The sequence below is a fragment of the Streptomyces sp. HUAS 15-9 genome, assembly GCF_025642155.1.
In the GTDB taxonomy this organism is placed as follows: Bacteria; Actinomycetota; Actinomycetes; order Streptomycetales; family Streptomycetaceae; genus Streptomyces.
In genome coordinates this window covers 7,345,324-7,359,708 of sequence record NZ_CP106798.1, presented here as the reverse complement: position 1 = coordinate 7,359,708, position 14,385 = coordinate 7,345,324, and the positions used below count along the sequence as shown (strand labels likewise).

The 14,385-nt window shown below is 72.3% G+C and carries 15 protein-coding genes; 6 read left to right on the top strand and 9 right to left on the bottom strand.

Going from position 1 to position 14,385, the window contains the following annotated elements:
- Positions 1-8: 8 nt before the first annotated feature.
- From N8I87_RS33625 to narJ, 4 genes are all read left to right on the top strand, one after another.
- The gene (locus N8I87_RS33625) at positions 9-845 is read left to right on the top strand and encodes a helix-turn-helix domain-containing protein (protein ID WP_263214447.1); all 837 of its coding nucleotides are present in this window, start codon (positions 9-11) and stop codon (positions 843-845) included.
- 96 nt (positions 846-941) lie between these two features.
- A complete protein-coding gene (locus N8I87_RS33620; RefSeq protein WP_263214445.1) occupies positions 942-1,805 on the top strand; it encodes a Sco1979 family transcriptional regulator in 864 nt (287 codons plus the stop codon).
- Positions 1,806-1,823: 18 nt separating this feature from the next.
- Entirely contained in the window at positions 1,824-2,630 is an 807-nt protein-coding gene (locus N8I87_RS33615) for an SAM-dependent methyltransferase (RefSeq protein ID WP_263214442.1), read from the top strand.
- Positions 2,631-2,757: 127 nt separating this feature from the next.
- Positions 2,758-3,234 (top strand): nitrate reductase molybdenum cofactor assembly chaperone, encoded by a 477-nt coding sequence (gene narJ / locus N8I87_RS33610; RefSeq protein WP_263214439.1) that lies wholly within the window; start codon positions 2,758-2,760, stop codon positions 3,232-3,234.
- A gap of 4 nt (positions 3,235-3,238) precedes the next feature.
- On the opposite strand, the gene dnaK is transcribed toward narJ, so the two are convergent.
- The 7 genes from dnaK to N8I87_RS33575 all read right to left on the bottom strand — a co-directional run bounded on the left by dnaK (position 3,239) and on the right by N8I87_RS33575 (position 10,468).
- A complete protein-coding gene (gene dnaK / locus N8I87_RS33605) occupies positions 3,239-5,101 on the bottom strand; it encodes a molecular chaperone DnaK (RefSeq protein WP_263214436.1) in 1,863 nt (620 codons plus the stop codon).
- 130 nt (positions 5,102-5,231) lie between these two features.
- On the bottom strand, positions 5,232-5,657 hold the full coding sequence (locus N8I87_RS33600) for an OsmC family protein (RefSeq protein ID WP_263214433.1): 426 nt from the start codon (positions 5,655-5,657) through the stop codon (positions 5,232-5,234).
- Positions 5,658-5,722: 65 nt separating this feature from the next.
- Complete coding sequence (locus N8I87_RS33595; protein WP_263214431.1) at positions 5,723-6,445, bottom strand: vWA domain-containing protein; 723 nt, start codon at positions 6,443-6,445, stop codon at positions 5,723-5,725.
- The gene (locus N8I87_RS33590) at positions 6,442-6,678 is read right to left on the bottom strand and encodes a hypothetical protein (protein ID WP_263214429.1); all 237 of its coding nucleotides are present in this window, start codon (positions 6,676-6,678) and stop codon (positions 6,442-6,444) included. Before N8I87_RS33590 ends, N8I87_RS33595 begins: the two co-directional genes overlap by 4 nt.
- Complete coding sequence (locus tag N8I87_RS33585) at positions 6,675-7,736, bottom strand: ATP-binding protein (RefSeq protein ID WP_263214427.1); 1,062 nt, start codon at positions 7,734-7,736, stop codon at positions 6,675-6,677. Before N8I87_RS33585 ends, N8I87_RS33590 begins: the two co-directional genes overlap by 4 nt.
- A 79-nt stretch (positions 7,737-7,815) precedes the next feature.
- Positions 7,816-9,945, bottom strand: a complete 2,130-nt coding sequence (locus N8I87_RS33580; protein ID WP_263214425.1) for a phage holin family protein — start codon at positions 9,943-9,945, stop codon at positions 7,816-7,818.
- A gap of 121 nt (positions 9,946-10,066) precedes the next feature.
- A complete protein-coding gene (locus N8I87_RS33575; protein ID WP_263214422.1) occupies positions 10,067-10,468 on the bottom strand; it encodes a hypothetical protein in 402 nt (133 codons plus the stop codon).
- An 84-nt stretch (positions 10,469-10,552) separates the two neighbouring features.
- Here N8I87_RS33575 and N8I87_RS33570 point away from each other — a divergent pair, with 84 nt between their 5' ends.
- Entirely contained in the window at positions 10,553-11,326 is a 774-nt protein-coding gene (locus N8I87_RS33570) for an MBL fold metallo-hydrolase (protein WP_263214419.1), read from the top strand.
- Entirely contained in the window at positions 11,323-11,964 is a 642-nt protein-coding gene (locus N8I87_RS33565) for a DedA family protein (protein WP_263214417.1), read from the top strand. The genes N8I87_RS33570 and N8I87_RS33565 overlap by 4 nt, the downstream gene beginning before the upstream one ends.
- 69 nt (positions 11,965-12,033) lie before the next feature.
- On the opposite strand, the gene N8I87_RS33560 is transcribed toward N8I87_RS33565, so the two are convergent.
- Positions 12,034-13,116 (bottom strand): MBL fold metallo-hydrolase, encoded by a 1,083-nt coding sequence (locus N8I87_RS33560; protein WP_263214415.1) that lies wholly within the window; start codon positions 13,114-13,116, stop codon positions 12,034-12,036.
- On the bottom strand, positions 13,113-14,360 hold the full coding sequence (locus N8I87_RS33555) for an aminotransferase class I/II-fold pyridoxal phosphate-dependent enzyme (RefSeq protein ID WP_263214414.1): 1,248 nt from the start codon (positions 14,358-14,360) through the stop codon (positions 13,113-13,115). The genes N8I87_RS33560 and N8I87_RS33555 overlap by 4 nt, the downstream gene beginning before the upstream one ends.
- Positions 14,361-14,385 lie beyond the last annotated feature (25 nt).

The window sequence follows — 14,385 nt, the reverse complement described above, 5'->3', positions numbered from 1 at the left end:
TCGTCCGTATGACCAGTGTCGCGTCCGGCCCCGCCCCGTCCGCCACCGCCCCTGCCCCCTACGAAAGAGGTGTGGGTCCGCTGCTCCGTGCCTGGCGGGAGCGGCGCCGGGTCAGTCAGCTGGAACTGGCACTGCGTGCCGACTCGTCGGCGCGGCACATCAGCTTCATCGAGACGGGCCGTTCACGCCCGAGCGAGGAGATGGTGCTGCGCCTGGCCGAGCACCTGGACGTGCCGGTACGGGAGCGCAACGCGCTGCTGCTGGCGGCCGGTTACGCCCCGCGCTATCCCGAGACCCCGCTGGACGACCCGGCGCTGGACGCGCTGCGGGACGGGATGGAGCGGCTGATCCGGGGTTACGAGCCGTATCCGGCGCTGGTCGTCGACGCCACGTACACGGTCGTCGCCGCCAACCGGGGCATCTCCATGCTGCTCGACGGCGTACCGGAGTCCCTGATGTCGTCCGCGCCGAACGCGATGCGGCTGACGCTGCATCCGGAGGGTCTGGCGCCGCGCATCCGCAATCTGCGCGAGTGGCGCGGTCATCTGCTGGCACAGATGGAGCGGCAGATCGCCCTTCATCGCTCGGACGCGTTGCGGGAGTTGTACGAGGAAGTCGCGGCCTACCCCGTGCCGCAGAGCGCGCCCGCGGACGAACCGGCCGAGCCCGTCGCGTACTTCGCGCTGCCGATGCGGATCGAGCACGAGGGGCGGATCCTGTCGTTCGTGTCGTCGATCTCCACGTTCAACACGCCGATGGACGTGACCGTGGCCGAGTTGGCGATCGAGACGTTCCTGCCCGCCGACCCGGCCACCGCCAAGTACCTGCATTCGGCGGCGGGTTGACGGGCATGTGACGCGTGCGTCTGCGTCGGGCACGTGTGCGATACGGCATCGCGTGACACACTGCACGCATAACTCGGCGCGTAGGGGAGGCGTGGCGTGAGTGAGCGGCGTGCTGCGCCGACCGTGGGCCAGGTGGTGCTCGGGAAGCGGCTGCAGGAGCTGCGCGAGGCGGCCGGCCTCAAGCGCGAGGAGGCCGCCCGGGTACTGCGGGTGGCTCCGGCGACCGTACGGCGGATGGAGATGGCCGAGGTCGCGCTGAAGATCCCCTATGTGCAGGTGCTGCTCACGACGTACGGCGTCGCCGACGAGGAGGCGGCCGCGTTCGTGGAGCTGGCCGAGGAGGCCAACCAGCCGGGCTGGTGGCAGCGGTTCCACGATGTGCTGCCGGACTGGTTCAGCCTGTATGTGAGCCTGGAGGGCGCCGCCCGGATCATCCGCTCCTACGAGCCGCACTTCGTGCCCGGCCTGCTGCAGACCGAGGACTACGCGCGTGCGGTGCTGGAGGCCGGGACGATAGGCAGCTGCGGCCCGGAGACGATCGAGCGCCATGTGTCGTTGCGCATGGCCCGGCAGAGCCTGCTGGAACGGGAGAACCCACCCCATCTGTGGGTGATCATGGACGAGACGGTGCTGCGGCGCCCGGTGAGCCCGCACGCCGAGGTGATGCGCGACCAGCTGGACAAGCTGCTGGAGTACGCGGCGCGGGACCGGATCACCCTCCAGCTGGCCGAGTTCGCCGCGGGCCCGCATCCGGGGACGTACGCCCCCTTCACGCTGTTCCGGTTCGCGGAGCCCGAGCTGCCGGACATGGTCTTCACGGAGTATCTGACCGGCGCCCTGTATCTGGACTCGCGCTCGGAGGTCGGGGCGCACCTGGAGGTGCTGGACCACATGACGGCGCGAGCCGCGTCCGCGCATCGCACCGAGAAGATCCTTCGTGAGTACCGAGAGAACCTCTGAGGACGGAGCAGACACCGCATGAGCGAATCCGAGGCCGGGCGCATCACCATCGACACGAGCAGGCCGCATCCCGCGCGTGTGTACGACTGGTGGCTGGGCGGCAAGGACAACTACCCGGTGGACGAGGAGCTGGCGCGGAAGATCCTGGCCGCGGACGGCACGGCGGTGCGCGGGGCGCGTGCCAACCGGCGGTTCATGCACCGGGCCGTGCGTACGGCGGCCGAGGCCGGGATCCGTCAGTTCCTGGACATCGGCACCGGCATTCCCACCGAGCCCAATCTGCACCAGGTGGCGCAGGGTGCGGCTCCGGAGTCGAAGGTGGTGTACGCGGACAACGACCCGATCGTGCTGCGGCACGCCGAGGCGCTGCTGAAGGGCTCCGCCGAGGGCAGCACGGACTACGTCCACGCCGATGTCCGTGACCCCGACGCCATCCTGCGGCTGGCCGGTGAGTCCCTGGACTTCGGCCGGCCCGTCGCGCTGTCGCTGGTGGCGCTCACCCACTATCTGGGTGACGAGGACGACGTGTACGGCCTGATCGAGCGGTACGTCGCGCGGCTCGCCCCGGGGAGCTATCTGATCCTCTCCCAGGTCACGCAGGACATCAGCCCCGAGGGCGTGGCCCGCGCGGAGGAGCTGTTCCGCAGGAGCGGCACGCCGTTCTATCCCCGTACGCTGACGGAGTTCGCCAGGTTCTTCGACGGCCTGGAGCTGCTCGGCCCCGGGGTCATCCCCGTCTACGGCTGGCGGCCGGATCCGGAGGACGTGGCGGCACAGGCGGAGGGCGTCGTGCCCGTGTACGCGGGGGTCGCGCGCAAGCCCTGACCCGGACGGGTGCGGCGGACAGGTGCGCATCCCTTCTCGCCCCTAGGTTGGAACCAAGGGCGAGCAAGGGAGCGCGCGTGTCCGACCGCGAGCGGCGGCCGGCCTCCGACGACGCGAAGGAGGCCGGATGCCCTCGGACGCGGTCCTGTACCAGGCGGCTGCGCTCTGCCTGACGTATCCGGACGACGACTTCGTCGCCCGGCTGCCGCTGCTGCGCGAAGCCGCGCCGCAGCTGCGGGAGTTCAGCGACTACGCGGCGGTGACCCCGCTGTGCGAACTGACCGAGCACTATGTGCGGGTCTTCGGGCTCGGGCACCGGCACGGTCTGTATCTGAGCCGGTGGAACAACGGCTGCATCGGGCGGCGGGGCGGGTCCCTGGACCGGTTCGAGGACGTCTACCGGGAGCACGGCCTGGAGTTCAGCGGCGAGGAGCTGCCGGACTTCCTCCCGGCGGTGCTGGAGTGCACCGCCCGGACCGGCAGCACGGAACTGCTCACGGAACACCGCGACGCGCTGGAGGGGCTCCGCTCCCGGCTGACGGAGTTCGGTACGCCGTACGCGTCCGTACTGGACGCGGTCTGCGCGACGCTGCCGACGACGTAGTGCGTTACGCGGCACCGCCCTTCGCGTCCCGTTCGTCGTCGACGATCTCCGCGTCGACCACGCCCTCCTCGTCCTGCGGCGGTGCGGCGCTCTCCCCGGGAGGCGGAGTCTGCTGCTGGGCCTGGGCGTACATGGCCTGCCCCATCTTCTGGCTCACGGAGGCGAGTTTCTCGACGCCGGCGCGCAGGGCGGCCGTATCGGCGTTCTGCTCAAGGAGGGTCTTCACCTCCGTGGCCGCCGACTCGACCTCGGACTTCGTCTCGGCGGGCACCCGGTCCTCGTTGTCCCGGATGAACTTCTCGGTCTGGTAGACGAGTTGTTCGGCCTGGTTGCGGGTCTCGGCGGCCTCGCGGCGGCTGCGGTCCTCCTCGGCGTACTGTTCGGCCTCCCGCATCATGCGGTCGATGTCGTCCTTCGGGAGGGCCGAGCCGCCGGTGACCGTCATCTTCTGCTCGCGCCCGGTGGCCAGGTCCTTCGCCGAGACGTGCATGATCCCGTTGGCGTCGATGTCGAAGGCCACCTCGATCTGCGGGACTCCGCGCGGGGCGGGCGGCAGGCCGGTGAGGTCGAAGACGCCGAGCTTCTTGTTGTAGGCGGCGATCTCCCGCTCGCCCTGGTAGACCTGGATGCCGACCGAGGGCTGGTTGTCGGTGGCGGTGGTGAAGATCTCCGAACGACGGGTCGGGATCGTGGTGTTGCGCTCGATGAGCTTCGTCATGATGCCGCCCTTGGTCTCGATGCCCAGGGACAGCGGGGTGACGTCCAGCAGGAGCACGTCCTTGACGTCGCCGCGGATCACGCCGGCCTGCAGCGTGGCGCCGACCGCCACGACCTCGTCGGGGTTGACGCCCTTGTGCGGGTCCTTGCCGGTGAGCTCCTTGACCAGGTCGGTGACGGCGGGCATCCGGGTCGAGCCGCCGACCAGGATGACGTGGTCGACCGCGGACAGCTTGATACCGGCGTCCTTGACCGCCTGGTGGAAAGGGGTCTTGCAGCGGTCGAGCAGATCGGCGGTGAGTTCCTGGAACTGGGCGCGGGTCAGCTTCTCGTCCAGATGGAGGGGGCCTTCGGCGGAGGCGGTGATGTAGGGGAGGTTGATCGTCGTCTCGGTCGAGCTCGACAGCTCGATCTTGGCCTTCTCGGCGCCCTCGCGCAGCCGCTGCAGCGCCATCTTGTCGTTGCCCAGGTCGATGCCGTACTGCCCCTTGAACCGCTTGACCAGGTGTTCCACGATCCGCTGGTCCCAGTCGTCGCCCCCGAGGTGGGTGTCGCCGTTGGTGGCCTTCACCTCGATGACGCCGTCGCCGATCTCCAGCAGGGAGACGTCGAAGGTGCCGCCGCCGAGGTCGAAGACGAGGACGGTCTGCTCCTCGCCGCGGTCGAGGCCGTAGGCAAGGGCGGCGGCCGTGGGCTCGTTGATGATCCTGAGCACCTTCAGACCGGCGATCTCCCCGGCCTCCTTGGTCGCCTGCCGCTGGGAGTCGTCGAAGTACGCCGGTACGGTGATCACCGCGTCGGTGACGTCCTCGCCGAGGTAGGCCTCCGCGTCCCGCTTCAGCTTCTGCAGCACCCGTGCCGACAGCTCCTGGGCCCGGTAGCGGGTGCCGTCGACGGAGCCGCTGTCCGGGAAGCGCCAGGCTCCGTCGCCCATGTGCCGCTTCACCGAGCGGGCGGTACGGTCCACGTTCGTCACGGCCTGCCGTTTGGCGACCTCGCCGACCAGTACCTCGCCGTTCTTGGCGAAGGCCACGACCGACGGCGTGGTCCTCGCCCCCTCGGCGTTGGCGACGACGGTGGGCTCGCCGCCCTCCAGGACGGCGACCACCGAGTTCGTCGTGCCGAGATCGATCCCGACCGCGCGTGCCATTGCTGTCCCCTTCCGCCCGTTGTTTCCCGACTCCAGCACAAAACTTGAGCGGGCCGTTGTCAATGCCGGGTACCCGGAAACGGCGATGCCGCGCCCTGCGGGGACGCGGCATCCAGGGACGTGGCGCGGGTCAGGCCAGCTTCGCCGACAGGGTGATGGTGGTGCCGGTCAGGGCCTGGCTGACCGGGCAGTTCTTCTTGGCGTCCGCGGCGGCCGCGGCGAAGCCGTCCTCGTCCAGACCGGGGACGGTGCCCTCGACGGTGAGGTGGATGCCGGTGATGCCCTCACCCGGCTGGAAGGTGACGTCCGCCGAGGTGACGAGCTTGGTGGGCGGGGTGCCGGCGCCGGCCAGGCCGTGCGACAGAGCCATGGCGAAGCAGCTGGAGTGGGCGGCGGCGATCAGCTCCTCGGGGCTGGTCTTGCCGTTCGCCTTCTCCGCGCGCGACGGCCACGACACCGGCTGCTGGCCGATGCCGGAGGAGTCGAAGGTGACGACACCGTTGCCCTCGATCAGGTTGCCTTCCCAGACGGTGTGTGCGGTGCGCGTGGTGGCCACGGTTGTTCCTTTCGCGTGGGAGCCCCATTCCGGGTTCTGCGTCTCCCATCCGATCACATCCGGACTCAGCGCACCCTGAAGACGGGCCCACGCGGGGTGAACGGCAGTCGGCCGCCCTGCGGGATCAGATAGGCGTGCTCACGCCGCACGCGCAGCACGTCGCACCAGCCGTCGGTGATGACCAGTACCGGGGCGCCGGGCGGGAAGTCGTCCGCCCGGTGCAGCAGGTCGATCCCGGGCTGCAGGACCGTACCGCCGCGGCCGTGCACCCGTACCCGGCCGGCGATCTCGGTGACCGGCAGATAGCCGGCGTCGTGCGGGGCGGCGTCGCAGAAGACCACCCGGGCGGCGGGTACGTCGCGGGCCTCGGCGTACGAGGCGATCGCGCCGAGCGCCTTGCCGAGCAGCGTACGGTCCATGGAGCCAGAGGTGTCCAGGACGACGCCGAAGGTGCAGCGGGCGACCTCCTCGGGCGGGAACCAGCGGCCCGGGCGCGGGATGTCGGGGGTGGACGACTGCCGGCGCGAGGGGCGGGCGTACGACCGCACCGCCTCCGGACGCGGGACGAACTCGTCGAACCAGCGGGCGAGTTGTGCGTCCCAGGGCAGCGGCGGATGGCTGAGCGCGCGGATCTCCTCGACCAGCCCGCCGGGCAGGAAGCCGCTGCAGATCGTGAACTCCACGGCACGCAGGGCCGGGTTGGCCCGTAGCAACGCCACGCCCGCCGCGAACTCCTCCGCCGCCGGATCCTTCTTCTTCTGTTGCTTTGCCGCGCGGGCCCGGCTCATCGGCGCACCTCCACCAACCGCGGCATGTCCCGAGCCGCCTCGATCAGGAACCACGCGGGCAGAACGCGGTCACCGTCGGCATCGGCGCGGACAAGTCCGTCATGCGACCCAAGCCCGCAGTCCGGGTGGCGGCAGAGGGTGAACTCCACCGCGCGCAGGGCCGGGTCGGCCCGCAACAGCGCCACGCCCGCCGGATCCTTCTTCCTCGCCTTCACCCCACGAGCCCGACTCATCGACGCGCCTCCACCAGCCGGGGCATGTCCCGGGCCGCCTCGATCAGGAACCAGGCAGGCAGGACGGGGTTCCCGTCGGTGTCGGCGGCGATGACGCTCTGTGCGACCTCGACGGAGATCTCGGCGAGTTGCACGAGCAGGGACTTGGCGCGGTACGCGGTCTGCCGTCCGTTGGCCGACATGTGCTCCTTGCTGACGGGCAGTTCCTTGACGAGGCGGCCGCGGAACGACTCCGCGAGGTAGTACAGCAGGTCGCGGTCCTCGACGCGGTCCGGCCAGCGGGCGTCGCCCTTGAGGATCGCCTCGATACCGAAACGGCTGCGGACGATCTTGACGTAGCCGCAGAAGGCGGTCGCGTGGGCGGGCGTCAGCATGCCGTGGGCGAGGACCTTGAGGGTCTCCTCGTCGAGGTCCCGGCCGAAGGAGTGCAGCGCGTCGGAGAGCATGTGCCAGGAGCGCGGGGTGGAGAACGGCTCCTCGGTCTTCGGCGGTTTGGACCACAGATGGTCGGGCCGGTCGGTGACGTGGTCCACGATCCAGGGGTGGATGCCGTTGCCCGCGGCCCAGGCGAGCCAGTCCCGGGCGGATGCCTCCAGGTGGACGTGCGCGAGCCGGTTGACGAGGGCGGAGGCGATGGGCCGGGCGAGGGCGTTGTCGGTGGCACGGTTTCCGGCGCCGACGACGATCGAGCCCTTGGGCAGCTCGTAGGTGCCGATGCGGCGGTCCAGGATCAGCGAGTAGAACGCCTTCTGCACATCCGGCGTGGCCGCGTTCAGCTCGTCCAGGAACAGGCAGTACGGCTCGTCGCGGGCGATCGCCTCCGGCGGGCAGAACACCGACCGTCCCTCGCGGATCTGCGGGACACCGATCAGGTCCTCGGGGGCGAGCTGGGTGCCGAGCAGGCTCACGCAGTCCAGGCCCAGCGATGCGGCGAACTCCCGGACCAGGGAGGACTTTCCGATGCCGGGGGCACCCCAGATGAAGACGGGGCGGACGGTGGCGAGGCCGAGCAGCAGCTCGGGGAGACGGGCAGGGGTGACCGTGACGGCAGCCTGCAAGACCGAGGCTCCTTGGGGAGGTTCGAGGGTGGGCGACTCGAACAGTGTGGGCGCGTGTCCCCTCGGGCGCAGCCGATTTTCAGGCGGCCCGCTCCTCCTCGGCCCGAGGGGTGAGCGGCACCTGGGGGCCGTTCTCCTCGCGCAGCCAGCGGCGCAGCACGCGGTGCACCTGCTCGGCGCCGGCCGGTTCCTGTCCGTCGTCGGCGGGCGCGGACAGCGCGAGGGGCGACAGCAGAAACGGTTTCGCCTGGGCGCCACCGAGTCCGCCGTGGGAGCCGATCTGCTCCTCGAAGGCGAGGACTTCGCCGGTGGCGGGGTCGTACCAGGAGTTGACCATGATGTCGGCGGTGTGCGGGAAGGAGTGGGTGCGGCGGACGGCGTCGGCGGCGCCGGGGCCGAAGCAGGCCAGCGGGCCGGGGTGAGTGTCGAGCCGGTCCAGCGGGATCTCCGCGCCGTTCGCGCCGAGGACGAGCCCGCCGTGCCGCTCGCTGCGCACCAGCAGGAACCCGATGCCGGGGTGGTTGGCCAGGGTGGTGAGCAGGGCGGGGTGCCGGGCGTCGATCTCCTCCTTGGTCATGCGGTGCGGCACGTCCGGGAAGGAGACCAGGCCGAGGTTGCCGGAGGCGAGCACGATCGGTTCCGAGTGGCGGCCGGCGGGGCGGTGGCGTTCACCGCGCTCCTCGACGGGCCTGCGCAGGGCCGCGCGTACGGCGGCTCGTGCCTCGGCGCCGGTTGGGGTCTCCCCTGGTCGAGCGAAGCCGAGAGCTTGGGGAAGCGTGCGCTCGGCCCGGCGGGGTACGGGCAGTCCGCTGCCGGCGCGGACCAGGTCGCCGAGGGTGAGGCCGTAGCGGGCGTGGAAGGTCTCGCCGGGGCTCTGGCCGTGGTCGGAGAGCACGACGATGCGGTAGGGGCGCGGGGCGTGTTCGGCGACCTTCTCGATGAGGGCGAGGCACCGGTCCAGGCGCTGCAGCACCTTCTCGGTGTCACGGCTGCGCGGCCCGGAGTGGTGGGCGACCTCGTCGTAGGCGACGAGGTCGGCGTAGACGGCGGTGCGTCCGGCGAGCAGGTCGCCCATCACCGCGGCGACGACGACGTCCCGTTCGACGACGGTCGCGAAGGCCCGGACGAAGGGGTAGAGCCCACCGCGTTTGACGCGCGGCCGCTGCCCCCGTGTCCGGGCCCGGGTGGACTGGCCGATCTCCCGGCCGGCCTCCGCGGCGAAGGAGAGCGCGGTGCGGACGGCGTTGGCCGGGTCGGAGAAGTAGGCGAAGTAGCCGGCCCGGGAGCGGTTCTCGCGGCCACGGCGGCGGGTGGCGATGGACAGGACGAGGGCCTGTTCGCCGGCGCCGCCGCTGAACAGGTTGCCGCGGCTGGCGCCGTCCACGGAGAGCAGTCCGCCGTCACGGGTGCGCTCGACGGCGCGGCGCTGGAGCTCGGCGGCGCTGGTCGGGCGGTTGCAGACCATCACCTCGTGGCTGTCCTTCTCGTACCAGCGGAACGCGGGGACGTCGAAGGTGGAGCCGTGCAGGATGCCGAGCTGGCTTGCGCCGGTCTGGCTGGACCAGTCGGTGCGCCAGGGGGTGAGCCGGTGGGTGGGCGGCCGGCCGTCGGCGGCGCCGGTCCAGCGGGCGACGGTGGGCATGAGTCCCTTGCGGACGGCGTCGGCGAGGACGTCATGGCCGACGCCGTCGAGCTGGACGAGGACGGTGCCGGGGGTGGCCGGGCAGGGCGGGTGGGAGCTGCGGCGGCGGTCGGCGAGCCGGTAGAGCCTGCGCCGGTAGGCGTCGTCGTCGCGGACGGCGAGGGCGGCGCCGGTGGCGGAGGCGACGGCGGACATCACGGCGGCCACGATGACGGCGGTCTCGGGGGCGGCCTCGCTGCTGCCGGAGGGGTTGATGCGCAGCGCGACGAGCAGCAGGGAGCCGTTGAGGAAGAAGACCAGCAGGCCGAGGACGAGGGCGGGCACGAGCAGCAGCAGCCGTACCAGGAGCGGCCAGACCACGGCCGACAGGATGCCGAAGGCGCCGGCGCCGAGGGCGGCGGTGACGGCGATGCGGGTGGCGCTGTCGCCGTCGGCGGACTGGAGCTGGAAGTCGGGCAGGATTCCGGCGAGCACGAGCATGGTGAGGGTGGAGACCGCCCACACCGTGACGCTCCGCCCGACCTGACTGGCGATCCGCCGCCAATGCCCGCCACGCACGCCCCGCACACCTCACGTCCCGGCCCGTCACCGGCGCGGGCCTTGCTCCACCTTGTCACAGGGGGGCGGGCCGGACATCAGGGACCTTCGCCGCAGGACCCAGGGGGTGTGGTCCGGATCATCCCGGCTTCTAGCGGCCGTCGTACCCCGCGGTCGGCATCGACAGGCGCCGGTGGACACGGGCCTTCATCTGGGCGTCGTACAGCGGTTCCGCGCAGCCGACCGTCTCGACCCGCACCCCGCGCCGGGCGCATTCCGCGGTGAACTCGTCGGCGGAGGACAGGGCGCTCTCCAGCACCCGCCGGCTGGGCGCGACGAACAGGTCCACCCCGGGCCGGACCCCGTCCCACAGCACGCAGTGGTCGGGCCGCAAGCCACGCACCAGCAGCTCCCGCGCCACGACATAGCCGCGCTCGGCGGCCCAGCGGGCGCACATCGCGTGCTGACTGCGGGAATCCACGAGGAAGGGATCCGCCTCCAGCTCCTCGAGCGGCGTCAGACTGGCGATCGCCGTGACCCGAACCGGTCCCATGGTGTCCCCCTCACCTCCGGGTTTCGCCGCCGACCCTACTCCTGCCCGTAGGCTTCGGGGAGTCGCGCGAAGGAGGCGAAGAGGGTGCCGGTGGAGATCACCTGGTGGGGTCACGCCACCTGCACGGTAGTCGACTCGAACATACGTGTACTCACCGATCCTCTGTTCGCGAACAGACTCGCGCACCTACGCCGCCGCCGGGGTGCGCCGCCCGCCCCCGACGCCCGCCGCGCGGACGTGGCACTCGTCTCGCATCTGCACGCCGACCATCTGCATCTGCCCTCGCTGGCCCGGCTCGCCCCGGGCACGCGCCTGCTCGTGCCCCGGGGCGCACCACGGGCGGTACCGGGGCTGCGCCGGCTCACCCATCTGCGCCTCGCCGAGGTGGCCCCCGGGGACGAGACCGTGGTCGGTGACCTGGTCGTCAGGGCGGTGTCCGCACGTCACGACGGGCGGCGGCTGCCGATCGGCCCGCACCGCTCCCCCGCCCTGGGGTATGTCGTCGAGGGCGAGGCACGGACCTACTTCGCCGGGGACACCGGACTGTTCGACTCCATGGCCGAGGAGGTCGGGCCGGTGGACGTGGCGCTGCTGCCGGTCGGCGGCTGGGGGCCGTACCTCGGCCCGGGGCATCTGGACGCGGGACGGGCCGCCCAGGCGCTGGCCCGGCTCGCGCCGCGCAGCGCGGTTCCGGTGCACTACGGCACGTACTGGCCGATCGGCATGGATGCCGTGCGCCCCCATGAATTCCATGCGCCGGGTGATGAGTTCGTGCGCCTGGCTGCCGAGTACGCGCCTCAAGTGACGGTGCACAAACTCGGGCACGGGGAGGGTGTGCGCCTGGAGGTCGCGCGGTGAACTGGCTCGCCGACGCCGCGAGAGCGGCCGTGCCGCCGGAGTCCACCCAGCAGGCGATCGGCTATCCGTCGCTGTTCCTGCTGGTGCTGATCGGGGCGCTGGTGCCGGTGGTGCCGACCGGGGCGCTGGTGAGTTCGGCGGCGGTGGTGGCGTTCCATCAGACGGCGCCCTTCTCGCTGGCGCTGGTGTTCGTGACGGCGTCGCTGGCCGCGTTCCTGGGGGACGGGGCGCTGTATCTGCTGGGGCGGCGCGGGATGGGCTCGAAGAACGGGTCGCGGTGGCTGGCCGCGATCCGCGCGCGGGCGCCCGAGGACCGGCTGACGCAGGCACAGGGGAAGCTCGCGGAGCACGGCGTGGCGATGCTCGTGCTGTCGCGGCTGGTGCCGGCGGGCCGTATCCCGGTGATGCTGGCCTGTCTGCTCGCCGACTGGCCGCTGCGCCGCTTCGCCCGCGGCAACCTGCCGGCGTGTCTGGCCTGGGCGGTGACCTACCAGCTGATCGGGATCCTCGGCGGTTCGCTCTTCCCGGAGCCGTGGCAGGGCGTGGTCGCGGCCATCGCGCTGACGCTGCTCATCAGCGTGACGCCGAGTGCCTGGCGGCGCCTGCGGAAGGCTCCGCCGGTCCAGCGGTCGGGGTGAGGACGCCTCGCCCGGAAGGCGGGGCCGCGCCCCGCGCCCCGCACCCCGGGTGGCTGCACCGCCGTCGGGCTAGCCCAGTACCCGTGAACCTCCCACCGGCAGGTCCCACAGGGCCTCGCGGTCCAGGCCCGCCGACGCCCACGCGGCCCGCACCCGGGTGAGCGGCTCCAGGACCGGCTCGGCGGAGAGCACGAACGTGCCCCAGTGCATGGGCGCCATGCGGCGCGCGCCCAGGTCGCGGGCGGCGCGGACGGCCTCCTCCGGGTCGCAGTGGACGTCGCTCAGCCACCAGCGCGGGTCGTAGGCGCCGATGGGGAGCAGCGCGAGGTCTATGCCCGGGTAGCGGCGGCCGATACGGGAGAACCAGTGGCCGTATCCCGTGTCACCCGCGAAGTAGACGCGCTGTCCGCCCGGGGCGGTGAGCACCCAGCCGCCCCACAGGCTGTGACAGGTGTCGGTGAGGGTGCGCTTGGACCAGTGGTGGGCGGGCACGAAGTCGAAGCGGACGCCGGACAGTTCGGCCGCCTCCCACCAGTCGAGCTCGGTGACGACGGTGAACCGGCGGCGGCGGAACCAGCTGCCGAGGCCGGCCGGGACGAACACCGGTGTGTCGCGCGGGAGCCGGCGCAGGGTCGGGGCGTCCAGGTGGTCGTAGTGGTTGTGACTGATCACCACGGCGTCGACGCGCGGCAGCGCCTCCCAGGCGACCCCGACGGGGGTGACCCGGGCCGGGGTGCCGAGGATCCGGCGAGACCAGACCGGGTCGGTGAGGACGGTGAGCCCGCCTGTTCGCAGGACCCAACTGGCGTGGCCCGCCCAGGTGACGGCGACCGTGCGGGCGTCGGTGCGGGGCAGCGGGCCGGGTTCGAAGGGGAGGTGCGGGATGTCGGCGAGGCCCTCGGGTCCGGGTCGTACGGAACCCTCGCGGGCGAAGCGGGCGATGGCCTTGAAGCCGGGCAGGGGTGCGCTGAGCCGGTCGTGGAAGGTCCGTGGCCAGAACCGGAGTTCGCCCAGGGGACGGGGGTCGGCGAGAGGCGGGAACGGAGGCGCGAAGGAGGTGGGGGCGGGCGGGGCCGCCGGGGCCGGCGGAACGTCGGCTTCCCTGGTCGTCGTCGTGGCGGTGGTCCCGGGCGGCTGCGTCTGCTGCGTCATCGAGGAGGCTCCCATCGCTGAGCGTCGTCGCGGAGATCGTCGAAGACCGACCTCAAGGAGATCAACGCGCGTTGCACGTGTGGCAGTTCCAACGGTGAGGGTGACATGAGGCATTCCGTGCGTTCCTCGTCCGTACCGCCCAGCAGCGGCCCCGTGGACAGCCGCACGCGCAGCGCCCCGAGGTCGTCGCCGAAGCGGTGGCCGCCGGGCGCGAACATGCCGAGCCGGGCCGTGAGGAAGTCCTCCAACTCCTGTGCGTCGCCGACGTCGTGCGCACCGAGCGCGGAGCGCAGCTCACCGAGGTCGACGTACAGGTGGCGGCCGGCCTGCGGCGGACGGGACAGGGCGCCCGCGGCGACGACCGCGGCGTGCACGGCGGCGGCCACGCGCGCGTGCAGGCGTACGGCGGCGTCGCGGCGTACGGTGACCGGCTCGGGTTCGCCGAGCGCGTACCCGGCGGCGGCCGCGACCGGTCCGGCGACACGCGCCCCCAGTGCGGTGAGCACGTCCAGCACGCGCGCGTGCAGCGCCTCCCCGGTGTCTCCCTCGGGAAAGCGGGCGACGGCCGCGGGCCAGCCCGGCGGCAGCAGCGCGCCCGCCAGGTCGCTGACCACGGTGACGCGCTCGGGGAGCATCTCGGCGGGGCTGAGCAGCACGGTGCCGTGCGGGTCGTGCAGGGTGTCGCGCCACGTCTCGTCGCTGACCAGGTGCAGTCCCTCGCCCTCGGCGGCCTCGACTGTCTCGTGCAGCAGCTCGGGCGGTGCGACGGTGGCGGTCGGGTCGTCGGCGACGGAGAGCACGAGCAGCCGCGGGTCGCCGCCCTCGGCGCGGACCCGGCGCACGGTCTCCAGCAGGGCGTACGGGTCCGGTACGCCGCCGCACTCGGCCGGTGTGGCCACGTGGAAGACGGGTCTGCCCAGCAGCCGCGCGTACGGTGCCCACCAGGCCGCGCAGGGCCTGGGCACCAGGACGTCACCGCCGAGCGCGGCGGTCAGGGCGAGCAGCAGCGACGGCGCTCCGGGCCCGGCCGCCACGCGGTCCGTCCCGGTGGGCAGCCCGCGCCGCGCCCAGTAGCCGCCGGCCGCCTCCAGGAGCTCGGGGCCGCCGCCGACCGGCTCCTCCCCGGGACGGTTCGCCGCCGCGGTGAGCACGGCGGAGAGCTCCGGCAGGACGGGCAGTCCGTCGTCGGGCAGGGGCGGCCCGTAGCGGACGGGGCCGTGGCCTTCAAGGTGCGTCCGCCGCATGTCCGCCTCCGCGCAGTCCGTGGTG

Excerpts from the sequence above, each read along its gene's own strand:
- N8I87_RS33625 (WP_263214447.1), top strand. The coding sequence starts at position 9 with ATGACCAGTGTCGCGTCCGGCCCCGCCCCGTCCGCCACCGCCCCTGCC.
- N8I87_RS33615 (WP_263214442.1), top strand. The coding sequence starts at position 1,824 with ATGAGCGAATCCGAGGCCGGGCGCATCACCATCGACACGAGCAGGCCG.
- narJ (WP_263214439.1), top strand. The coding sequence starts at position 2,758 with ATGCCCTCGGACGCGGTCCTGTACCAGGCGGCTGCGCTCTGCCTGACG.
- dnaK (WP_263214436.1), bottom strand. The coding sequence starts at position 5,101 with ATGGCACGCGCGGTCGGGATCGATCTCGGCACGACGAACTCGGTGGTC.
- N8I87_RS33595 (WP_263214431.1), bottom strand. The coding sequence starts at position 6,445 with ATGAGCCGGGCCCGCGCGGCAAAGCAACAGAAGAAGAAGGATCCGGCG.
- N8I87_RS33590 (WP_263214429.1), bottom strand. The coding sequence starts at position 6,678 with ATGAGTCGGGCTCGTGGGGTGAAGGCGAGGAAGAAGGATCCGGCGGGC.
- N8I87_RS33575 (WP_263214422.1), bottom strand. The coding sequence starts at position 10,468 with ATGGGACCGGTTCGGGTCACGGCGATCGCCAGTCTGACGCCGCTCGAG.
- N8I87_RS33560 (WP_263214415.1), bottom strand. The coding sequence starts at position 13,116 with ATGACGCAGCAGACGCAGCCGCCCGGGACCACCGCCACGACGACGACC.
- N8I87_RS33555 (WP_263214414.1), bottom strand. The coding sequence starts at position 14,360 with ATGCGGCGGACGCACCTTGAAGGCCACGGCCCCGTCCGCTACGGGCCG.